At 68.7% G+C, this 21351-nt stretch carries 20 protein-coding genes and 1 tRNA gene; 1 reads left to right on the top strand and 20 read right to left on the bottom strand.

What is annotated here, in order from left to right:
- Window positions 1–38: 38 nt before the first annotated feature.
- The 20 genes from D892_RS0117560 to argS form a co-directional block, all read right to left on the bottom strand.
- Window positions 39–1004, bottom strand: coding sequence for a F0F1 ATP synthase subunit gamma (locus D892_RS0117560; protein WP_024802501.1), 966 nt, complete (start codon window positions 1002–1004; stop codon window positions 39–41).
- Window positions 1005–1052: 48 nt separating this feature from the next.
- Window positions 1053–2690 carry a F0F1 ATP synthase subunit alpha gene (gene atpA, locus D892_RS0117555; protein WP_024802500.1) on the bottom strand — a complete coding sequence of 546 codons (1638 nt, stop codon included), beginning with the start codon at window positions 2688–2690 and terminating at the stop codon, window positions 1053–1055.
- Between the two features lie 64 nt (window positions 2691–2754).
- Window positions 2755–3564 (bottom strand): F0F1 ATP synthase subunit delta, encoded by an 810-nt coding sequence (locus D892_RS0117550; protein WP_024802499.1) that lies wholly within the window; start codon window positions 3562–3564, stop codon window positions 2755–2757.
- Window positions 3565–3603: 39 nt separating this feature from the next.
- Entirely contained in the window at window positions 3604–4158 is a 555-nt protein-coding gene (locus D892_RS0117545; RefSeq protein ID WP_024802498.1) for a F0F1 ATP synthase subunit B, read from the bottom strand.
- 5 nt (window positions 4159–4163) lie between these two features.
- A complete protein-coding gene (locus D892_RS0117540; protein WP_024802497.1) occupies window positions 4164–4412 on the bottom strand; it encodes an ATP synthase F0 subunit C in 249 nt (82 codons plus the stop codon).
- Window positions 4413–4482: 70 nt separating this feature from the next.
- Window positions 4483–5331: a F0F1 ATP synthase subunit A gene (gene atpB / locus D892_RS0117535; protein WP_198036914.1), complete on the bottom strand. Its 849-nt coding sequence runs from the start codon at window positions 5329–5331 to the stop codon at window positions 4483–4485.
- 236 nt (window positions 5332–5567) lie between these two features.
- Window positions 5568–6047, bottom strand: a complete 480-nt coding sequence (locus D892_RS0117530) for a hypothetical protein (RefSeq protein ID WP_198037147.1) — start codon at window positions 6045–6047, stop codon at window positions 5568–5570.
- Window positions 6048–6127: 80 nt separating this feature from the next.
- The gene (locus D892_RS0117525) at window positions 6128–7255 is read right to left on the bottom strand and encodes a glycosyltransferase family 4 protein (protein WP_084161583.1); all 1128 of its coding nucleotides are present in this window, start codon (window positions 7253–7255) and stop codon (window positions 6128–6130) included.
- Window positions 7256–7339: 84 nt separating this feature from the next.
- Window positions 7340–7465, bottom strand: coding sequence for a hypothetical protein (locus D892_RS49190; protein ID WP_255360232.1), 126 nt, complete (start codon window positions 7463–7465; stop codon window positions 7340–7342).
- Between the two features lie 134 nt (window positions 7466–7599).
- Window positions 7600–8265, bottom strand: a complete 666-nt coding sequence (locus D892_RS0117515; protein ID WP_024802492.1) for an L-threonylcarbamoyladenylate synthase — start codon at window positions 8263–8265, stop codon at window positions 7600–7602.
- A 499-nt stretch (window positions 8266–8764) separates the two neighbouring features.
- Window positions 8765–9643, bottom strand: a complete 879-nt coding sequence (prmC, locus tag D892_RS0117510) for a peptide chain release factor N(5)-glutamine methyltransferase (RefSeq protein ID WP_024802491.1) — start codon at window positions 9641–9643, stop codon at window positions 8765–8767.
- 141 nt (window positions 9644–9784) lie between these two features.
- Window positions 9785–10864, bottom strand: coding sequence for a peptide chain release factor 1 (gene prfA / locus D892_RS0117505; protein ID WP_024802490.1), 1080 nt, complete (start codon window positions 10862–10864; stop codon window positions 9785–9787).
- A gap of 97 nt (window positions 10865–10961) precedes the next feature.
- Window positions 10962–11192, bottom strand: coding sequence for a 50S ribosomal protein L31 (gene rpmE / locus D892_RS0117500; protein WP_024802489.1), 231 nt, complete (start codon window positions 11190–11192; stop codon window positions 10962–10964).
- Between the two features lie 339 nt (window positions 11193–11531).
- Window positions 11532–11909, bottom strand: coding sequence for a hypothetical protein (locus D892_RS0117495; protein ID WP_156959547.1), 378 nt, complete (start codon window positions 11907–11909; stop codon window positions 11532–11534).
- A gap of 21 nt (window positions 11910–11930) precedes the next feature.
- Entirely contained in the window at window positions 11931–14057 is a 2127-nt protein-coding gene (gene rho, locus D892_RS0117490; RefSeq protein ID WP_036567155.1) for a transcription termination factor Rho, read from the bottom strand.
- 323 nt (window positions 14058–14380) lie between these two features.
- Entirely contained in the window at window positions 14381–15388 is a 1008-nt protein-coding gene (thrB, locus tag D892_RS0117485; RefSeq protein WP_051499093.1) for a homoserine kinase, read from the bottom strand.
- A 22-nt stretch (window positions 15389–15410) separates the two neighbouring features.
- A complete protein-coding gene (thrC, locus tag D892_RS0117480; RefSeq protein WP_051499092.1) occupies window positions 15411–16472 on the bottom strand; it encodes a threonine synthase in 1062 nt (353 codons plus the stop codon).
- A gap of 96 nt (window positions 16473–16568) precedes the next feature.
- Window positions 16569–17915 carry a homoserine dehydrogenase gene (locus D892_RS0117475; protein ID WP_024802484.1) on the bottom strand — a complete coding sequence of 449 codons (1347 nt, stop codon included), beginning with the start codon at window positions 17913–17915 and terminating at the stop codon, window positions 16569–16571.
- A 5-nt stretch (window positions 17916–17920) separates the two neighbouring features.
- Window positions 17921–19342, bottom strand: coding sequence for a diaminopimelate decarboxylase (gene lysA / locus D892_RS0117470; RefSeq protein ID WP_024802483.1), 1422 nt, complete (start codon window positions 19340–19342; stop codon window positions 17921–17923).
- Between the two features lie 64 nt (window positions 19343–19406).
- Complete coding sequence (gene argS / locus D892_RS0117465) at window positions 19407–21065, bottom strand: arginine--tRNA ligase (protein ID WP_024802482.1); 1659 nt, start codon at window positions 21063–21065, stop codon at window positions 19407–19409.
- A 184-nt stretch (window positions 21066–21249) separates the two neighbouring features.
- Between argS and D892_RS0117460 the strand changes: the two genes are divergently transcribed.
- Window positions 21250–21322, top strand: a tRNA-Arg gene (locus tag D892_RS0117460).
- Window positions 21323–21351: the final 29 nt, after the last annotated feature.

The following is a 21351-nucleotide window of genomic DNA, read 5'->3' as shown; positions in this document are numbered from 1 at the left end:
TGCCTCCTTCGGTCCCGTCGCTCCCACCGCGGGTGGGCTCAGTCGCTAGTAGCTGCCAGCGCATTCGCACCGCCGACGATTTCACTGATTTCCTGGGTGATGTTGGCCTGCCGGAGCGAGTTCGCCTGGCGGGTCAGGCTGTTCACCAGATCCGTGGCGTTGTCGGTGGCCGCCTTCATGGCCGTGCGGCGCGCGGCCTGCTCCGAGGCCGCGGCCTCGAGCAACGACGAGTAGATCCGAGTGTTCACGTACTTCGGCAGCAGCGCGCCCAGCAACACGTCCGCATCCGGCTCGAACTCGTATTGGGGACCGACGTTCGCGTCGGGATTGTCCGTCACGAAATCGTCGCCCAGCTCGTAGTTCTCGTCGACGAAGCTGACCTCGATCGGCGCCAACCGGCGCACCTCCGGAACCTGCGACAGCATCGAGACGAAACGCGTGTAGACGATGTGGATCTCATCGATACCCGCCATGGTGCCCGTGCCGTCCACCGTCGGAACCTCGCCCTCGGCACCGGCCATGAAGGCCGCCACCAAGTGGTTGCAGGCCGCCGACGCATCGGAGTAGTGCGGCCGCTGCGAGAAACCGACCCATGAGCCACTCGGCCTGCGATTACGGAAGTTGTAGTAGGTCAGGCCTTTCACGCCCATCACATACAGCACCGGCTCCTTGCCCTCCGAGCGCAGCGTTGTCATCAACTCCTCGGCGCGCTTGAGCACGTTGGAGTTGTAACCACCGGCCTGGCCGCTGTCGCTGGTGATCACCAGCACGGCGGCCCGAGCCGGGTTGGGGCGCTCGGTCAGCAGCGGATGCGTGAGGTTCGTCGAGGCTGCCGCCAGCTCGCCCAGAACCTTCGTGATCTCCTCCGCGTACGGCTTCGCGGCGGCAACCCGGGCCTGCGCCTTGGTGATCCGCGAGGTGGCGATCAGTTCCTGGGCCTTGGTGATCTTCTTGATCGAGTTCACACTACGGATGCGGGAGCGCAGTTCGCGAGTGGTTGCCATCAGCCGTTCACACTCCCTTCATCGGTGCTGTATCCATGTCGCCGGCTCTTACTTCTCGACGTGCTTGCGAGTGACCGACAACGACTCGACCTCTTCGTGGCCCAGTTCGCCGGCGGCCGCCTCGTTCACCACGCGGCTGCCGTCGGAGGCCAGGAAGCCCTGCTTGAACTTGTCGGTGGCGGCCTTGATCTGCTCGGCGGCCTCGCCCTCGAGCCTCTTGCCGCCCTCGATCGCCTTGAACGCGTCGGCGGCGCTGCGGTGCAGATCCTCCAGCAGCTCGACGTTGAAGCGGCGCACATCGTCGACCGGCACCGTGTCGAAGTAGCCGGAGTCGACCAGGAAGATCGAGACGATCTGATCCTCGACCGCGACCGGCGTGTACTGGTCCTGCTTCAACAGCTCGACCCAGCGGGCACCGCGCTCCAGCTGCGCCAACGAGGCCGCGTCCAGGTCGGAGGCGAAGGCGGAGAACGCCTCCAGTTCGCGGTACTGGGCCATTTCCAGGCGCAGCGAACCGGCGACGGTCTTCATGCCCTTGGTCTGCGCGGCGCCACCCACGCGGGAGACGGAGGTACCGACGTTGATCGCCGGGCGCACACCCTTGTTGAACAGGTCGGACTCGAGGAAGACCTGGCCGTCGGTGATGGAGATGACGTTGGTCGGGATGAACGCCGAGATGTCGCCGGCCTTGGTCTCGATGATCGGCAGACCGGTCATCGAGCCCGCGCCCATCTCGTCGGACAGCTTCGCGCAGCGCTCCAGCAGGCGCGAATGCAGGTAGAACACGTCGCCCGGGTACGCCTCGCGGCCCGGCGGGCGGCGCAGCAGCAGCGAGATCGCGCGGTATGCCTCGGCCTGCTTGGACAGGTCGTCGAACACGATCAGGACGTGCTTGCCCTGGTACATCCAGTGCTGGCCGAGGGCCGAACCGGTGTAGGGCGCAAGCCATTTGAAGCCGGCCGAGTCGGATGCGGGCGCCGCGACGATGGTGGTGTACTCCATCGCGCCGTGCTCCTCCAGCGCGGCCTTGACGCCGGCGATGGTGGAACCCTTCTGGCCGATGGCGACGTAGATGCAGCGCATCTGCTTCTTGGGGTCGCCCGACTCCCAGTTCGCCTTCTGGTTCAGGATGGCGTCGATGCAGACGGCGGTCTTGCCGGTCTTGCGGTCGCCGATGATCAGCTGACGCTGGCCGCGGCCGATCGCGGTCAACGCGTCGATCGCAGTGATGCCGGTGGCCATCGGCTCCTCGACCGGCTGGCGCTCCAGCACGCTGGCGGCCTGCAACTCCAGCACGCGGCGGTCGTCGGACTCGATGTCGCCCAGGCCGTCGATCGGCTTGCCGAGCGGGTTGATGACGCGACCGAGGAACTTGTCGCCGACCGGCACCGAGAGCACGTCACCGGTGCGGCGGACCTGCTGGCCCTCCTCGATGGAGTCGAACTCACCCAGGATGACCGCGCCGATCGCGTTGTCCTCGAGGTTCAGCGCGACGCCCAGCACGCCGCCCGGGAATTCGAGCAGCTCGTTGGCCATCGCCGACGGCAGGCCACTGACGTGGGCGATGCCGTCGCTGGTGTCGGTGACGACACCGATTTCCTCGATCGAGGTCTCGGGGGTGTAGCTCTGGGTGTAGCTCTCGATCGCGCTACGGATCTCGTCGGGGGAGATCGTCAGCTCCGCCATGGTTCTTCCTGCTCTCGCTGTCTGGTCTGGGAATGTCGGGAGTTGGTGGCGCCGGGCCGACCGGTCAGCCGAGGGACTGACGCAGCCGCCGGAGCCGGCCCACCGCGCTGCCATCGATCACGTCGTCGCCGATCCGCACGACGACACCGGCCAGGAGGTCCGGGTCGACCTGGACGTGCACCGTGACCGGCTTGTCGTAGATTCGCCGCAACGAGGCCGCCAGATGCTCCCGCTGCTGCGACGTCAGGTCCGTCGCCGCGCGCACGTGCGCGACGATCTGCTTGCGCAGCGACGCCGCCAGTTCCGACAACTTGTCGAAGACGACGCCCACGTCGCCGTGCGAACGGCCGACCGCCTGCCCGGCCAGCTGCAACGTGATGTCCTCGACCTTGCCGGCGAGCAGGCGCTCGAGCAGGCCCCGCCGGTCGGCGGCGCTCCGGCCGCGACCGGCCAGCGCCTGCTCCAGGTCCGGGTTGTCCTCGACGATGCGGCCGAGCCGGAACAGCTCGTCCTCGACGGCGTCGATACGACCGCCGTCGGCCGCGGCCCGCAGCAGCGCCTCCTGACCCAGCAGCACCAGGGTGTCGACCAGATCCCGGGTGCGGGACCAGTCCTGGGCGACCGCCGTCGTCAGCACGGTCGTGGTGGCCGCGCTGATCTTGCCGCCGAAGACGCGTTCGGCCAGTTCGGCGCGCGCCGAACTGGACGCCGACTTATCCGCGAGCGCTACACGCAGCGACCGCTGGTCGTCGAGCACGGCGACAACGGCGAACAGTTCGGAGCCCGTCGTGGCCGCGATATGGCTGGTCGCGGCCAGAGCAGCCGACAGAGTCTCCCGGGCCCGGGAACTCGCCTCGCGGCTCGCTGCGTACATGCTTCCCACCTTCATTGTGTTCGGTTCCTGCCGGTGGTTCTACCGTCCGACCCCGATGCCGCTCTTCTCGTCCAGTTCGGTCAGGAACCGGTCGATCGACGCGGCCTGCTTGGCCTCGTCCGACACCGACTGCCCGATGATCTTCTCGGCCAGGTCGACGGCGGTGTGCCCCAATTCCGCCCGCAGCTCGGTCACGATCTGCTGACGCTGGGCCTCCAGCTGGGCATGCCCGGAGGCCACGATGCGGTCGGCCTCGGACTGCGCCTCCGAGCGCAGCTGCGCCAGGATCTGCTGGCCCTGGGTGCGCGCCTCCTCGCGGATGCGCGCGGCCTCGAGCCGGGCCTCGGCCAGCTGCTGCTGGTACTGCTCCAAGGTCGCCTGCGCCTCGGCCTGTGCGGCCTCGGCCTTCGCGATGCCGCCCTCGATCTTGTCCGACCGCTCGTTGAGCACCTTCATCAAGCGCGGAACGACGTACTTGTAGAAGACGAACGCGATGACGACGGTGACGATCAGCGACCAGACGATGTCATACGTCTCGGGAAGCAGAGGATTCTTATCCTCCGCCTCCTGAGCGAGCACATGGATCGTATTCATGGCAATCAGAAGATGAAGCCGGCGACGAGACCGATCAGGGCCAGCGCCTCGGTGAACGCGATACCCAGGAACATGTTGGTCCGGATGGTGCCCTGCAGCTCGGGCTGGCGGGCGAGGCCTTCGATCGCCTTACCGACGACGATGCCGACGCCGATGCCCGGGCCGATGGCGGCCAGACCGTAACCGATGGCGCCGTAGCCCTTGGCCTTCTCGGAGGTCTGAGCGAGTTCGGCGGCCAGGTAGGAGAGGCTCATGAGATTTTCTTTCCCTTTCTGTTGCCCACCCCGGGCGACGGGGCGGGTCAGTCTTTATGCGGTCGTGCGTTCAGTGCGAATCGGCGTGCTGCGCCAGACTGATGTACACGGCGGTCAGCAGCGCGAAAACGTAGGCCTGCAGGAAGATCACCAGCATCTCGAACATGGTGAAGGCGAATCCGCCCGCGAGCGCGAACGGCGACAGTCCCTTCATCCACGCGGCGCCGTCGAACAGGAAGAACTGGGTTGCCGAGAAGAACAGCACCAGCATGATGTGTCCGGCCAGCATATTGGCCATGAGACGGACGGTGAGCGTGAACGGGCGCAGGACGAAGGTCGAGATGAACTCGATCGGAATCAGCAGCACGTGCATCGCGGGCGGCACATCCGGCACCACGATGCTCGAGCGCATGTACTTCCAGAAGCCGTACTTCTTGATGCCGATGGCATTGAAGGCGACGTAGGCAATCACGGCCAGCACCAGCGGCATGCCGACTCGGGCGTTCGAGGAGATGTTCAGGAACGGGATGATGCTGGAGAAGTTCAGGAACAGGATCGTGAAGAAGATCGTCGCGATCAGCGGGAAATACTTCCGGCCCGTTTCCTTACCGAGGATCTCCTCGCAGATCTGTTCCTTGACGAACAGCAGGCCGTACTCCGCGACGTTCTGCAGACCGCGCGGAACGATCTTGGGACTGCGGAATGCGAGCAACATCACCGCAATCAAGATCACCGCCATCAGGATGCGGACGAGCATCAAACGGTCGAGCTCGAAAGGCGTCCCCTCGAACAGCACAGCTGGAGGGAAGAAATCTGACAGCGAAGGAGCGTGGAACTCGCTCGCCAAGGTGGTGACGCTCAGCGTTCTCTCCCGTGTTCGGCCGCGGGCCGTGTTTCCACCCGCGGTTCGATCGGACATTGACGATCTGGTGGTCGACTCAGGTCGGCTCGAAGTTCGTCAGCAGCTGAACGGGCTCACCCGCCGTGGCGTCTGTACGTCGGCGACATCGTCGACGGTGCAGAGCCGAAACCCCTCAGGATCCGGCACGGCTGTAAGCATAACCACCCAGACCCCGATCGGTGTGATCGCCCTCGGATGGCTGCCTACGGTAAAGAGTTTACCAAGCCATCTACGACAACGTGTAGGGGGTGCGCTCAAACGTTTGAACGATCTTGGTCCGCCCCCTCGGCCGGCGGATCCACCACCGGAACTCGTTGCCGCAGAAGACCGTACGTTTCCGCGCCGAGCACGATGAGTAACGCACCGACCACGGTGAGGAACAACGTGCCCGGGCTGTAGAAGTCGAACTGCTTCAGCGCCGCGACCACGACCATCACGATCAGCAGCTTGGCCACCCAGCCGCCGAGCATCACCATGCCCTGGGTGCCGGATTCCAATCTCGCGCTGAACAGCACCAATGCGGCGGTGGTGAGAATGAAGAAGCCGCCGATGGCCGAGCCGATCAGCGCGCCCCACAGTCCGGGGAGCCCGGCGAAGATCGACCCCAGCACGGCGCCGACCACCACGAGCGCGATCAGCCCCGCGACGCCGTAGCGCAACGCGGCGCGCAGTGCCGAATCGGCGGTCTCGGGGTGCGCCTCCTGGCTGTGTTGTTCTGGCTCCTGGTTGGGCACAGCATCGTGCCCGTCGCTCGACTCCGCGGGAGGAGCGTCGGGAGATTGGTCGGATGCCGTGCTCACGCCGGACACTCTACCTATTCCGCACCGGGGCCCGGCCCGCGCGGGGCCCGCCGCCGGATGCCGAGGGCCTCGCGCAGCGACGGCACCATCGTCACCACCAGCGCGAACACCAGCCCGGCGGCGAACAGCAACACCACCACCCGGCGGTCCATCAGCGACGTCCCCACCGCACCGAAGGCCAGCACGCCGACCCATAGGTAGATCGTCAGCACTACCCGGCGCTGGGAATGACCGATCTGCAGCAGCCGGTGGTGCAGATGCATCTTGTCCGGCGTGGAGAAGCTGACCCCGGCCCGCACCCGGCGCACGATCGCCAGCACCAGATCCAGCACCGGAATGAACATCACCGCGCCCACCAGCAGCAGGGGCGACAGCAGGCCGACGATGTCGCGCGGGCCGTAGCTCTGCAACGGAATGCGGCCGGAGACGCTCGACGAGACGGCGGCCAGCACGAGGCCGATCAGCATCGATCCGGAGTCGCCCATGAAGATGCGGGCCGGCTGGAAATTGTGCGGGAGAAAGCCCAGGCAGGCACCGGCCAGGACGGCCGCGAGCAGCGCCGGCGGATAGGTGTCGACGGAACCGCCCTGCGCGTACATGACGCCGAGCGAGAAGACGAAGACCGCGGCCGCGGCGATCATGCCGAGCCCGGCGGCCAAGCCGTCCAGTCCGTCGACGAAGTTCATCGCGTTGATCAGGGTGACCGTCACCGCCACGGTGATCAGACCGCCCTGCAGCGTGTCCAGGGAGATCGTGGAATTGGTGAACGGGTTGTAGATGCCGTACCAGCTCAGGCCCATCACGGCCATCACGCCGGCGGCCGTGACCTGCCCGACGAACTTGGTCAGGGCGTCGAGACCCCAGCGGTCGTCCACGATCCCCACCAGCACGATCAGGGTGCCGGCCACCAGCACGGCCATCGGGATGTTCGGGCCGTAGTCGAACCCGCGCCGCAGTGCGGGAAGTTGGTGGGCGAACAGCACAGCCGCGGCGAAGCCCAGGTAGATGCCGACGCCGCCCATCCGGGGTATCGGCTTCACGTGCACGTCGCGGTCGCGCGGCACGGCGACCGCGCCGAAGCCGATCGCGAGGACGCGCACCCCGCCGGTCGACAGCAGCGTCACCACGGTCGCGACGAGCATCACCAGCAGCAGCTCCCGCTGGGGAACGACCGCGCTCACCCCTACCACGCGACGGCCCACCTGATCATGTGCGGCGCCACCACGTCAGCAGGACAGCGCGCCGAATCGAGCGACCGGCGCGGCGCCCGGCGCGGCGACGGTGCCGGCCGCCGCCGGATGGGCGCCGGGCCGGAGGTGGTCGAGGCGGGCGCGGTTGCTGATCGTGCTCACCCGTTCATCCTTACACTGATCCGTCCACATTCCGCCATTCGGCCGCCGGGTTGCCGGATGTTCGGATTGCCCGGCCGACACAACCGAAGTGGTTGGCGCACTTGCGACATCGAACGACCGACCGGCCGGGCCGGTCAGCGTGCGGTCTCGGGCGTCAGTTCGTCCGGTGAGAGACCCAGCACCTCGGCCACCTGGTCGGTCGGCACGGCGCCCTCGCGCAGGATGCGCGGGGTGTCCGCGGTGAGGTCGAGGATCGTGGAGGGGACGCTGTGCTCGGCCTTGCCGCCGTCCAGGTACACCCCGACCAGATCGCCGAGCTGCTCACGCGCCTCGTGCACCGTGGTGGCGGGCGGGCGGCCCGAGACATTGGCGCTCGACTGGGCCAGCGGGCCCACCTCGCGCAGCAGCTCCAGCACGACCGGATGCAGCGGCATCCGCAGCATGACCGTGCCGCGGGTGTCACCGAGGTCCCAGGCCAGCGAGGGCGCCTGCTGCACGACGAGGCTCAGGCCGCCGGGCCAGAACGCCCGGATCAGATCCCGCGCCCGGGGCTGCACGGAGAACACCAGGCCGTCGATGGTGTTCCAGGAGCCGACCAGGATCGACACCGGCATGTCCCGGCCGCGGCGCTTGGCCGCGAGCAAGGCGTTGACGGCCGCCGAATCGAACGCGTCGGCGGCGAGGCCGTACAGCGTATCGGTCGGGATGACGGCCAGCCGCCCGGATTTCAGGGCCGTGCGCGCGGCGGTCAGCCCCGCGACCCGTGAGTCGGGATCGGTGCAGTCGTAGACGGTGCTCACGGCGCAGAGTCTATTGAACGCCACCGCACCGCATGTGCCCGGCGGGTCGCGGGCACGGGCGAGCGGCGCGGCCCGCAAGGTTCGGCCCGGGCGGGAGAAGTCCGGAACCCCGAGGATGCGCGGGGCCGCTATGCCGCTCCGGTGGTTACACCGGCTCGAACCCCGCGATGACGTCCGCGGCCGTGTTTTCGCCGACGGTCGTCCGCCGGGTTCCGTCCGGACAATCAGTGCAGCGCCGGCGCCCCGAGTGAAACGACAACGTTCGCTACTTTCGGGCGAAACGCAGTCGTCGGCTCCGGCTCGATCGATGTCCAGCGGTCCCGTCGAGCCGCTGAAGCGTGATGGCGCCCACCGTGTCCGCGCGTGCCCGGATCCACGCCGCCGGTCGACGTCCGCAGAGGTCTCGATGTCACCGCCGACAGCTCCGCCGTTTCAGGAGGTCGTGGTCATTCCGTCGGTAGACCGACCGGCTGCCGCGAGGTCGGCGGGCCGTGCTCCGTCAGCGGCCGCTCGTGCGGCGGGCGGTGACGAAGCGCGGTCTGGCGGCAAGGTCCAGGTGTTCGGTCACCTCGGTGAAACCGCCGTGTGCGGTGAACAGGGCAGCGGTGGCGGATCCGTTGGTGTCGTCGTGCTCCACCGCGGTAACGCCGCCGGTGCGCAAGAGCCGGGCGATCGTGCCGATCATCGGGCGGATCACGTCGAGACCGTCGGCACCGCCGAACAACGCCGGGTGCGGATCATGGTCACGCACTTCGGGATCCAGCTCCGCGGCGGCCGGGATATAGGGCGGGTTGGCGACGACCATGTCGACGCGGCCGTCGAGGCCGGTCAGGTTTCGCGGGTCGGTGACATCGCCGGCGTGCAGGGTGATCGGGGTGTCGCCGGCGGCCTCGCGGAGATCGGCGTTGCGTCTCGCCCAGTTCAGCGCCGCCGGATCGAGTTCGACCGCGTGCACCTCGGCGTCCGGGCGGGCGTGCGCGATCGCCAGGGCCAGCGCCCCCGATCCGGTGCACAGATCGACCACGACCGGCCGGTGCGCGTGGCCCGCCGCCCATTGCTCCAGGGCCCAGGCGAACAGCAGTTCGGTCTCGGGCCGCGGCACGAAAACACCGGGGCCCACGTCGAGATCGATCTCCCCCATGGCGGCGGTGCCCGTGAGATGTTGCAGCGGAACCCGTTCCGCGCGCCGCGCCACCAGCTTCCGGAACTCGCCCAGCTGCTCGGCGGTCACCGTGTCGATCAGCGCCAGCCGCGGCCGCTCCACCCCCAGCACATGGGCGGCCAGGAGTTCGGCATCGCCGCGCGAACCGGCAACTCCCACGGCCCGCAACGTCTGCTCGGCATCGCGGATCGCGGGGCGCAGCGGAAATCGGCTCACGCCCTCCAGCCTGCCCGATCGACCCGCGTCACCGGACATCGACAGGCACACCCCGGTGGCCACATCGTCGCGCGGCACTCGCTCGAACGCCTGCGCGGCATCCAACAGTCCGACCGGCCCCGAGCGGCGCCGGCGAGCGATTCACTCGGCGGCGAGGCGGGCGGTGCGGTCGGCTTCGCCCAGGGCGTCGAGCAGGGCGTCCACATCACCGTCCAGCACCGAATCCAGGTTGTGCGCCTTGAAGCCGATGCGGTGGTCGGTGATCCGGTTCTCCGGGAAGTTGTAGGTGCGGATGCGTTCGGAGCGGTCCACCGTGCGGATCTGGCTGGCCCGGCCGGCCGCGGCCTCGGCGTCGGCCTGCTCCTCGGCCAGCGCCTGCAACCGGGCCGCCAGCACCTGCATGGCGCGAATCTTGTTCTGCAGCTGGGACCGTTCGTTCTGGCAGGTCACCACGATGCCGGTGGGCACATGGGTGAGGCGCACCGCCGAGTCGGTGGTGTTGACGCCCTGACCGCCCTTGCCCGACGACCGGTACACGTCGACGCGCAGATCCGATTCGTCGATCTGCACCTGCTCCACCTCGTCCGGTTCCGGATAGATGAGCACGCCGGCGGCCGAGGTGTGGATGCGCCCCTGCGATTCGGTGACCGGCACCCGCTGCACCCGGTGCACGCCGCCCTCGAACTTCAGCCGCGACCACACGCCGTCGCGGCTGGGCTCGCGGCTCTTGATCGAGATCGTCGCCTCCTTGTAGCCCCCCAGATCGGAGAGGGCGGCGTCGAGCACCTCGACCTTCCAGCCGTGCCGCTCGGCGTAGCGGAGGTACATGCGCGCGAGGTCGGCGGCGAACAGCGCCGACTCCTCGCCGCCCTCACCGGATTTCACCTCGAGCACGACGTCGTCGGAGTCGTGCGGATCGCGCGGCGCGAGCAGATCGGTCAGCGCCGCCGCCAGCTCCTGCTCCTGTTGTTCGAGGTCGGGCACCTCCGCGGCGAAGGACGGGTCGTCGGCGGCCAGTTCCCGGGCCGCGGCCAGATCGTCGCGCACGGCCTGCAGCCTGCCGTAGGTGGACATGATCGGAGCGAGTTCGGCGAACCGCTTACCGACGCGCCGGGCATCGCCCGGGTTGTTGTGCAGCGCCGGATCGGCCAGCTGCGCCTCCAGGCCGGCGTGCTCGGCCAGGATGTCGTCGATCGCGGACGGGGCCGTCTTCTCGGCCATCGCGGTTGCTCCTCTGGGGTCCATGGGTGCCGAAACACAGGGCGCCGAAACGCGCCGACGCCCGACCTGCGAGGCAGGACGGGCGTCGGCGGGACAGCTACTTGGTGTCGGCGCCCTTCTTGGCGCGCTTGCCGTAGCGGGCCTCGAAGCGGGCGACGCGACCACCGGTGTCCAGGATCTTCTGCTTGCCCGTGTAGAACGGGTGGCACTGGGAGCAGACCTCGACGGTGATGTGGCCCGACTCCTTGGTGCTGCGAGTCTCGAACGTGTTGCCGCAACCGCAGACGACGGTCGTCGGCACGTACGCCGGGTGGATTCCTGCCTTCATGGGTGTCCTTTCGATGTGGCCGCCGGGTCGCCGTCGAAATCGAGGGCGTGAACCGGAACCGACTAGGCGGGATGGCCTGCCGCTCTCGGCAGACGCACCAGCGATTCAGTATGCCAGAACCGCTGACACGCTCCCAAAACGCACCCCGCACCCACTTTGTTCCCCTGACTCCCCCTGCCTCCCCCCAAGAAGTGCGGGCACGCGCCCGGGCCGCGCTCGAGCCACGCTGAAAGACGAGTAGTGCGCTACTCGGGAATGCGAACACCGTTGTTCATAGAGTATCGCCAGGTGAGAACCGCGCGATCACGTGGGAAGGACAGCAGTGAATCTGCACGCCGCTCAGGGGGCGACGAGGGCCAGGTCCCCGGCAACCGTGCGAGCGAATCCGAAACGTCGATCACGGCGCGCGCCGGCGGGGAGTGGGCGCGCGACCACGATGACGGCGGGCGCGATATTCGCCGCACTCGCACTGACGGCGGGAATCGGCCGGCTGACGGCACCCGGCGGCCGGACCCAGCTCGTCGTCGCCACACCGGCCCGGACGCCGCAATTCGAATACACCGCCCACACGGCTCCGACGGGCGGCCTCACCACGGCGACGGCCGTGATCCTGGCGCTGCTGATCGTCGGCGCCGCGGTGATCGGGCTCGTGTTCTTCGGCCCGAAAACGGTGCGGCGGCCCCGCCGAAGCGAGGCCGCCGCCACCCGTTGCGTCACTCCGGGATACCCCGGAACGCGTTACTCCTCCAGCGCGCCCGGTGCGGTCTTGGAGACCGTCATCAGGAACTCGAGGTTGTTCTTGGTCTTCTTCAAGCGGTCGATCAGCAGATCGATGGACTGATGCGAGTCCAGCCCGGTCAGCACCCGCCGCAGCTTGTGCAGGACCGCGGCCTCGTCGGGATTCATCAGCAGATCGTCGCGCCGCGTACCGGACGGATTGACATCCACCGCCGGGAACACGCGCCGCTCGGCGATCTTGCGGTCCAGCTTCAGCTCGGCGTTGCCGGTGCCCTTGAACTCCTCGAAGATCACCGTGTCACCGGTCGAACCGGTCTCCACCATGGCGGTGGCGATGATGGTCAGGGAGCCACCGTTCTCGATGTTGCGGGCCGCGCCGAGGAACCGCTTGGGCGGGTACAGCGCGGTCGAGTCGATACCACCGGACAGGATGCGGCCCGACGCCGGCGAGGCGTTGTTGTACGCGCGCCCCAGGCGGGTGATCGAGTCGAGCAGCACGACGACGTCCTGGCCCATCTCCACCAGGCGCTTGGCCCGCTCGATGGCCAGCTCGGCGACCGAGGTGTGATCGCCCGGCGGACGGTCGAAGGTGGAGGCGATCACCTCGCCGCGCACGGTGCGCTGCATGTCGGTGACCTCTTCCGGCCGCTCGTCCACCAGCACCACCATCAGGTAGCACTCGGGGTTGTTCGTCGCGATCGCGTTCGCGATGTCCTGCAGGATCGTGGTCTTACCGGCCTTCGGCGGGGACACGATCAGCGCGCGCTGGCCCTTGCCGATCGGCATGATCAGGTCGATCACGCGCGTGGTCAGCTTGTTCGGCTGGGTTTCCAGCCGCAGCCGCTGATTCGGGTACAGCGGGGTCAGCTTGTTGAAGTCCGGGCGGCGCTTGGCGCTGTCGATATCCGCGCCGTTGACGGTGTCCAGGCGCACCAGCGGATCGAACTTCTGCCGCTGGTTGCCGGCCTCGCCCTCGCGCGGCGCCCGCACCGCGCCGGTGATGGCGTCGCCGCGGCGCAGGCCGTTCTTGCGCACCAGGTTCATCGACACGTACACGTCGTTCGGCCCGGCCAGGTAGCCGGAGGTGCGCACGAACGCGTAGTTGTCGAGCACGTCGAGGATGCCGGCCACCGGCTGCAGCACGTCGTCCTCACGGATCTCGACGTCGCGGCTCTCGCCGCCACCGCCGCCGCCCTCGCGGTCGCGGCCGCGGCGGCGCTCCCGGAAACGACGACCCCGGCGGCCGCGGCCGCCCTCGTCGTCGTCGTTGTTGCTGTTGTTGCTGCTGCGGTTACCGTTCTGGTTCTGGCCGCTCGACTGCTGGTTGCGGTCGCGACGACGGTCGCCGGCCTCCTGCTCCGGCTTCGCCTCGCCGCCCTCCGACTTCGCCTCGGCCTTGTTCTCGGACTTGGCGTTCTCGGACTTGGCGCTGTCGGACTTGGCGTTGTCGGACTTGGCGTTGTCGGACTTGGCGCTGTCGGACCGGGTCTCGCCCTCCGCATTGGCGCGCTGGTCGCGGCCCCGGCGCTGCCGGCCCCGGCCGCGCTGGCCGCCCTCGCGGCCGGCGTCCTCACTCTGATCCGCCGCGGTCTTCGATTCGGCCGGCTTGTCGTCGGTGCCGACGCCGTCGAGCGTCTGCTGTTCGGCCCGGGCCGATCCCGACTTGGCGCCGGACTCCGCTTTGTTCGTCTCGGCCTTGTTCATGTCGGCCTTGGCCGCGGAACCGGCCTTGGTCGCAGCGTCGGATTTCTTGCCGGATTCGGCCTTGGCCGCGGGCTCGGCCTTCGTCGCGCCGGACTCCCCACCATTCGACGGCGCGTCGGCCTTCGGCTCGCTCTCGGCGGCCTGGGTCTCATTACGTCCGCGCGTACCGGTGGTACCCGGCGAGGACGCCTGATTTTCCTTGATAGCGGCGATGAGATCGCCCTTACGCATCCCGGATGTGCCTCGGATACCGAGCTCTCCAGCAAGCGCACGCAACTGCGGCAACAACATTCCAGTCAGCCCCGATCGTGCGACGTCGGTTTGTTCGCTCATCTTCGAAATCTGTCCGGAGTCACTATCGCGGCCCGGGGTACGTTCACCGGATTCCACCCCGGGTGTCGCGAGCAGGTCCGTATCTGTCACGGAGATCCTTTCCTTCCCTCGACTGCCGTGTGCTTGTTCGAGGGTTTCGTCCCGAAGTCCGGTCACTGCGCCGAACTCGGATGCCGTATCGCCTGCCCCGCCGGACCGGCAGCCATCAACCACCTGGTCACAGCCACCGGTTCACAAAGGTGGGAGTGATCATTCCAGTCGCTATCCCCAAAGTCCGAGACTCGGATTCCGAGCCTGAGCAAGGGAGCCTGCTGGAGCGATTGCCCTGATGAAGCACCGGCGTCTGACGCGCACGATGTACGGACTCGCTCAGGATAGCTCCCGCAGTTCACGTCAGCAAGGCAGGCGCGCCGTCAATCCACTCGCACGCCGTCGGCGATGGCCGGACGGACCACTCGCAGACCGTCCGCCGCGGCACGTTCACGCAGGTCATCGGGAAATTCCTCGGTACCGAGAGCCAAGACGGTCGGGCCCGCCCCCGATACCATGGCGGCGATCCCGGCGTCCCGGAGCCGGGCGATCCACGCCGTCGTCAACGGCAGCGCGGCCGACCGGTACCCCTGATGCAGCCGGTCCGCGGTGGCCGGAAGCAGCAGGTCGGGCCGCTGCGTCAAGGCAACTACCGCCAGCGCCGCCCGGCTGGCGTTGAACGCCGCATCCGGGTGCGGAACCAGCTCCGGCAGCAGGCCGCGGGTGTGCGCGGTCGAGGAATGCTCGTCGGGAACGAGCACCGTCGCGCGCAGCGCGGGGTGCGGATCCAACCGTACCGCCCGGTAACTGCGCAGATGATGTTCGGAAGTCCCGTTCGAGGCGGTGCCGACCGGGCTCGGAGACTCGATCCACGACACCGTGATACCGCCGAGCACGCTGGCCGCGGCGTTATCGGGATGTCCCTCGAATTCCGAAGCCAGCTGGATCAATTCGGCATCGTCCCGGGTCAGCTCCGGATCGAACCGAGCGGCCAGCCCGCGACCGGCGGCCAGGCCGGCCACCACTGCCGACGCGGAGGATCCCAACCCCCGCGAATGCGGAATCACATTGCGGCACACCACATCCAGGCCGTCGGCCCAGACGCCCGCCGATTCCAACCCCCTTTCGATCGCACGCACCACGAGATGCGAAGGGCCCCAAGGTACATCGTCGGCGCCCTCGCCCTCCACCCGGATCGTAAGCCCGGAATCGGTCGTCCGCACCACGACTTCGTCATGAATACCCAGCGCGATGCCGAGCGAATCGAAACCCGGCCCCAGATTCGCGCTGGACGCGGGCACCCGCGCCGTCACCGTGATGCCGGGCGGCAGGGGTCGCGTCCTGCCCGAGGGCGCGGTGAGGTGGTTGCCCCGCTGCGCTCCCGTACGCACTTGCCCCTCGCGCGAACTCAACTCAGGCCAGCTCGAGTTCGTGGGCCACCGCGACCGGATCGACCCGGATCGCCTGCACCTCCGGCATGCCCGACAGCGCGGTGTCGGGGTCCTTGAGGCCGTTGCCGGTCACCGTGCACACCACGGTGAGCCCGGCGCCGAGCCAGCCCTCCTCGCGGGCGGCCAGCAGACCGGCCACGCTCGCCGCGGAGGCGGGCTCGACGAAGACGCCCTCGGTGCTCGCGACCAGGCGATACGCGGCCAGAATGGCCTCGTCCGTGGCCGCCCGGAACGCGCCGCCGGACTCGTCCCGCGCGCTCACCGCACCGTTCCAGGACGCCGGCGCGCCGATCCGGATGGCGGTCGCCACCGTCTCGGGGTCCGTCACCGGCGCCCCGTGCACCAGCGGCGCCGCCCCGGCCGCCTGCACGCCCAGCATGCGCGGCCGGGCCGAGGTGATGCCGTCGGCGTGGTATTCGCCGTAGCCCTTCCAGTACGCCGTGATGTTCCCGGCGTTGCCCACCGGCAGCGCGTGCACGTCGGGCGCCCGGCCGAGGGCGTCGCAGATCTCGAACGCCGCGGTCTTCTGCCCCTCGATGCGCGCCGGATTCACCGAGTTCACCAGGCCGACCTCCGGAAATTCGGAGGTCACCTTGCGGGCCAGCTCCAGGCAGTCGTCGAAGTTGCCCTGCACCTGAATGATCTTCGCGCCCAGCATGACCGCCTGGGCCAGCTTGCCCATCGCGATCTTGCCCTGCGGGATGAGCACCGCGCAGGACATGCCCGCGCGGGTGGCGTAGGCGGCGGCCGAGGCCGAGGTGTTGCCCGTCGAGGCGCACAGCACCGCCTTCTGGCCGCGGGCCTTGGCATCGGTCATCGCCATGGTCATCCCGCGGTCCTTGAACGAACCGGTCGGATTCAGGCCCTCGACCTTGAGATAAACCTCACAGCCGGTGAGTTCCGACAGGTGGTGCGCGGGCACCAGCGGGGTACCGCCCTCGAACAGCGTCACCGGCTCCCAGTCCGCACCGACCGCGAGCCGATCGCGGTACGCGGCAATCAGCCCTGGCCACGGAGTGTGCACAGCCGACGACTGCGCTATCCGGCGGTGTCCGCGGGTCCCTACGTGGTTACGCACGCCGACTCCTCCGGGCCCGTCGCTCCCACCGCACTCCTGTACTCATTCTTCGGTGCCTTCCAATCTCAGAACGCTGGTCACGCGCGTGACGGACTCTCGCTCGGCGAGCGCTGCCACCGTATCGGCCAGGGCCGACTCCACCGCGTGGTGGGTGACCACGACGAGCCGGGCGCCCTCGCCGTGGCCCTCCTGGCGGACCGTCGAGATGCTGACACCGTGCTCGGCGAATTCGCCGGCCACTGCCTGCAGCACCCCGGTACGGTCGGCGACCTGCAGGTTCACGTGGTAGCGGGTGGGCGTGTCACCGATCGGCGCGATCGGTAGCTCAGCATAGACCGATTCGCCCGGAGCGCGACCACCGTAGAACTTGTTGCGCGCCGCCATCACCAGGTCGCCCATCACCGCGGACGCGGTCGGGGCACCACCGGCCCCCTGGCCGTAGAACATCAGCCGACCGGCGTTCTCCGCCTCCACGACCACGGCGTTGAACGCGCCGGTGACCGCCGACAGCGGATGCTTGCGCGGGATCAGCGCCGGATACACGCGCACCGACACCCGCTCCTTGGCGCCGGGCCCGATGCCGGGCACGCGTTCGCAGATGGCCAGCAGCTTCACCGTGCAGCCGACGGCGGCGGCCGTCTCCAGATCCTCCGCGGTGATCTTCGAGATGCCCTCGCGGTACACGTCCGCGGCGGTGACCCGGGTGTGGAAGGCGAGCGAGGCCAGGATCGCGGCCTTCGCGGCGGCGTCGTAACCCTCCACGTCGGCGGTCGGGTCGGCCTCGGCGTAGCCCAGCCGGGTGGCCTCCGACAGCATGGTGCCGTAGTCCGCGCCGGTCTCGTCCATTGCCGAAAGGATGAAATTCGTTGTGCCGTTGACGATTCCGACCACCCGGTTCACCCGGTCGCCGGACAGCGACTGGATCAGCGGGCGCACCACCGGGATCGCGCCGGCGACGGCCGCCTCGAAGTAGAGATCCGCCCGGCTGCGCTCGGCGGCCGCGGCCAGCTCGCCGGTGTAGTCGGCCAGCAGCGCCTTGTTCGCGGTGATGACCGATTTACCGGCGTTGAGCGCGACGAGGATGTGTTTGCGGGCCGGGTCGATGCCGCCCATCACCTCGACGACCAGATCCACGTCGTCGCGCGAGACGAGGGCATCGGCGTCGGTGGTCAGCAGGTCGTCCGGGATGCCACGGTCGACCCCGATCCGGCGCACGGCCACCCCGCGCAGCACGACCGGGGCGCCCACCCGGGAACGCAGATCCTCGGCGTGGTCGCGCAGGATCCGCACCACCTCGGTCCCGACATTGCCCATACCGAGCACCGCGACGCCGACCGGATGGTCCACTCCGAATCCGCCGGCCCGGGCCTGGCCCACCACCTCGGTCATACCGCTCATGCCTCCACCTCCAAGCTCAACAGGTCGCCCACCGTCTCCCGACGCAGGATCAGCCGCGCCTGCCCGGCACGCACGGCCACCACGGCCGGCCGGGTCAGCATGTTGTAGCGGCTGGACATCGAGTAGCAGTAGGCGCCCGTACCCGCCACCGCGACCAGATCGTCCGGTCCGACATCGGCCGGGATCCAGGTATCGCGAATGACGATATCGCCACTCTCGCAATGCTTTCCGACCACTCGCGCCACGACCGGGCGCGCGTCGCTGGAACGGGAGACCAGCCGGCAGTCGTAGTCGGCCTGATACAGCGCGGGACGGATGTTGTCGCTCATGCCGCCGTCGACGCTGACGTAGCGCCGCCGGGCGCCGGCGTCCAGGGTCACGTCCTTGGTGGTGCCTACCCGGTAGAGCGTCACGGTGCCCGGCCCGGCGATCGCGCGCCCCGGCTCGACCGCGATTTCCGGTGTGGCCACACCGATCTGGTTCGCCTCCTCGGAGACCAGATCGCGCACCTTGGCGGCGAATTCGTCGAGCGGCGGCGGATCGTCGCTCGGCAGATACGAAATCCCCAGCCCGCCACCGAGATCCAGGGTGTGGATCTGCTCGGTGCGTTCGACGCCGAACTTGTCGACGGCGTCACGCAGCAGCCGCAGCATGCGCCGGGCGGAGATCTCGAAGCCGTCGATCTCGAAGATCTGCGAGCCGATGTGGCTGTGCAGGCCGACGAGGCGCAGGTTGCGGGTCTCGAACACCCGCGTCAGCGCCTCCATGGCGTCGCCGCCGGCGATCGAGAAACCGAACTTCTGATCTTCGTGCGCGGTCGAAATGTATTCGTGCGTATGGGCTTCCACGCCGACGGTGACCCGGACCAGGACATCCTGAACGACGCCCGCACGGCCGGCCACCTGCTCCAGCCGGTCGATCTCGATCAGCGAGTCGACCACCACCTGGCCGACCCCCGCGGATACCGCCTGCTCCAGCTCGGCCACCGATTTGTTGTTGCCGTGCAAGGCGATTCGGTGCGCCGGGAAGTCGGCGTACAGCGCCACCGCCAGTTCGCCACCGGAGCACACGTCCAGATACAGGCCCTCGTCGCGGACCCAGCGGGCCACCTCGCCGCACAGGAAAGCCTTGGAGGCGTAGTGGATTCGCGCATCGTCGCCGAACGCGCGCAGCATATCCCGGCAGCGGGAGCGGAAATCGTCCTCGTCCACCACGAACAGCGGCGTGCCGTACCGCTCTGCCAGCTCGGTCACCGGGACACCCGCCAGCCGGACCACGCCGTCGGCGTCGCGAGTGGCGTTGCGCGGCCACACGTTCGCGGGCAGCTCGATCAGTTGTGCCGGATTCGCCGGGCGCTCCGGAAGATTCGGGGCGTGGGGAATTTCGGCGTGCCGGGGCCCGGCCGGGTGCGCGCTCACGACGGGTCCTTTCTCACGATGCCCGCCGCCGCGGAGGCGGGCGGGTGCGGTGCGTTCGAGGGTGTCACATGCGCTCCGGGGCCGAGACGCCCAGGAGACCGAGGCCGTTGGCGAGCACCTGGCGGGTGGCCTCGACCAGTGTCAGGCGGGCGGCGTTCAGCGGTGTCACCGGATCGTCGCCCTGCGGCAGAATGCGCAGCGCCTTGTTGGTCTGGAAACGGTGGTACGCGGCCGCCAGCTCCTCCAGGTAGCGGGCGACCCGGTGCGGCTCGCGCAGGCTCGCCGACCCGGCGACGACCGCCGGGTACTCGCCCAGCGTGCGGATCAGCTCGCCCTCCTCGTCGGCGGTCAGCAAGGCGAAATCCGGTGCGACACCGGCGAATCCGAAGTCCTCGGCGTTGCGGCCGACCGCGCGGGTGCGGGCGTGCGCGTACTGCACGTAGTAGACCGGATTCTCGTTGCTCTGCTTGGTCCACAGATCCAGGTCGATATCGATGCTCGAGTTGACCGAGCTGCGCACCAGCACGTAGCGCGCGGCATCCACCCCGATCGCCTCGACCAGATCGTCCAGGGTGATGACGGTGCCGGCGCGCTTGCTCATGCGCACGGCCCGGCCGCCGCGCACCAGGTTCACCATCTGGCCGATCAGCACCTCGACGGTGCCGGGGTCGTCACCGGAGGTGGCGGCGATCGCCTTCAACCGGCCGATGTACCCGTGGTGGTCGGCGCCGAGCATGTAGATGCACAGGTCGAAGCCGCGGTCGCGCTTGTTCTGGTAGTAGGCGATATCGCCGCCGACGTAGGCCGCGTGACCGTCGCTCTTGATGACGACGCGGTCCTTGTCGTCGCCGTACTCGGAGCTGGCGATCCACCAGGCGCCGTCGGACTCGTAGAGGTCGCCGGAGGTCTTCAGCGCCTCGACGGCCCGCTCGACCGCGCCCGACTCGAACAGCGAACTCTCGTTGAAGTACACGTCGAAGTCGGTGCCGAAGTCGTGCAGGGTCTGCCTGATGTGCGCGAACATCAGCTCGACGCCCTCGCGCCGGAACAGTTCGTGCCGCTCGGACTCCGGGAGCTCGGCCGCGCCGGGGTGGGCGGCGACGATGCGGGCCGCGATATCGCCGATGTAGGCGCCGGCGTAGCCGTCCTCGGGGGTGGGCGCGCCGACGGCGGCGGCGACCAGCGAGTTGGCGAACCGGTCGATCTGCGCGCCGTGGTCGTTGAAGTAGTACTCGCGGGTGACATCGGCGCCCTGCGCGGACAGGATGCGGCCGAGCGCGTCGCCGACCGCGGCCCAGCGGGTACCGCCCAGGTGGACCGGGCCGGTCGGGTTGGCGGAGACGAACTCGAGATTGATCTTCCGGCCCGACTGCGCGCCGGCCGAGCCGTACCGTGCACCGGCCGCCAGGATCTGCTCGACGATCGCGCCCTGCGCGGCCGCGGCCAGCCGGATGTTCAGGAAGCCCGGGCCCGCCACGTCGGCGGATTCGATCCCCTCGGACGCCGACAGCGCCTCGGCGAGCAGTCCGGCCAGCTCGCGCGGATTCGTGCCCGCCTTCTTGGCGACCTGCATGGCCAGATTGGTGGCGTAGTCGCCGTGTTCCGGATTGCGGGGACGCTCCACCTTGACCTCGTCGGGCAGGATCGACGGATCCGATCCACGTTCGACAAGCACCTTCGCGGCGGCAGCACGAAGGAGATCTGCAAGGTCAGCTGGAGTCACGAGTCTCTATCCTATGGTTCGGGCAGGTACGCGCCATCAGCGGGCATCGCCGGACGGGGTCGGCTCAGTCATATCAGCGCGCCACCCCGCCTCACATCCGCTTTTTGGCGCACGCCGCTGGATGCGTTACGCTTTCCGAGCCCGATCGCCAACGTGAAAACCGGTGACGAGCGGGTCCAACCCCGCCCTCGTAGCTCAGGGGATAGAGCGTCTGCCTCCGGAGCAGAAGGCCGTAGGTTCGAATCCTACCGAGGGCACATATCGCAGCAGTGGCCATGGGGCACAT

The organism is Nocardia sp. BMG51109, from assembly GCF_000526215.1.
Classification (GTDB): domain Bacteria; phylum Actinomycetota; class Actinomycetes; order Mycobacteriales; family Mycobacteriaceae; genus Nocardia.
The sequence above is the reverse complement of the archived record's forward strand: the minus strand, read 5'-3'. Positions and strand labels throughout refer to the sequence as shown.

Excerpts from the sequence above, each read along its gene's own strand:
- D892_RS0117560 (WP_024802501.1), bottom strand. The coding sequence starts at position 1,004 with ATGGCAACCACTCGCGAACTGCGCTCCCGCATCCGTAGTGTGAACTCG.
- atpA (WP_024802500.1), bottom strand. The coding sequence starts at position 2,690 with ATGGCGGAGCTGACGATCTCCCCCGACGAGATCCGTAGCGCGATCGAG.
- D892_RS0117550 (WP_024802499.1), bottom strand. The coding sequence starts at position 3,564 with ATGTACGCAGCGAGCCGCGAGGCGAGTTCCCGGGCCCGGGAGACTCTG.
- D892_RS0117545 (WP_024802498.1), bottom strand. The coding sequence starts at position 4,158 with ATGAATACGATCCATGTGCTCGCTCAGGAGGCGGAGGATAAGAATCCT.
- D892_RS0117540 (WP_024802497.1), bottom strand. The coding sequence starts at position 4,412 with ATGAGCCTCTCCTACCTGGCCGCCGAACTCGCTCAGACCTCCGAGAAG.
- atpB (WP_198036914.1), bottom strand. The coding sequence starts at position 5,331 with ATGTCCGATCGAACCGCGGGTGGAAACACGGCCCGCGGCCGAACACGG.
- D892_RS0117525 (WP_084161583.1), bottom strand. The coding sequence starts at position 7,255 with ATGCTCGTCGCGACCGTGGTGACGCTGCTGTCGACCGGCGGGGTGCGC.
- prfA (WP_024802490.1), bottom strand. The coding sequence starts at position 10,864 with ATGGCCGAGAAGACGGCCCCGTCCGCGATCGACGACATCCTGGCCGAG.
- rpmE (WP_024802489.1), bottom strand. The coding sequence starts at position 11,192 with ATGAAGGCAGGAATCCACCCGGCGTACGTGCCGACGACCGTCGTCTGC.
- D892_RS0117475 (WP_024802484.1), bottom strand. The coding sequence starts at position 17,915 with ATGACCGAGGTGGTGGGCCAGGCCCGGGCCGGCGGATTCGGAGTGGAC.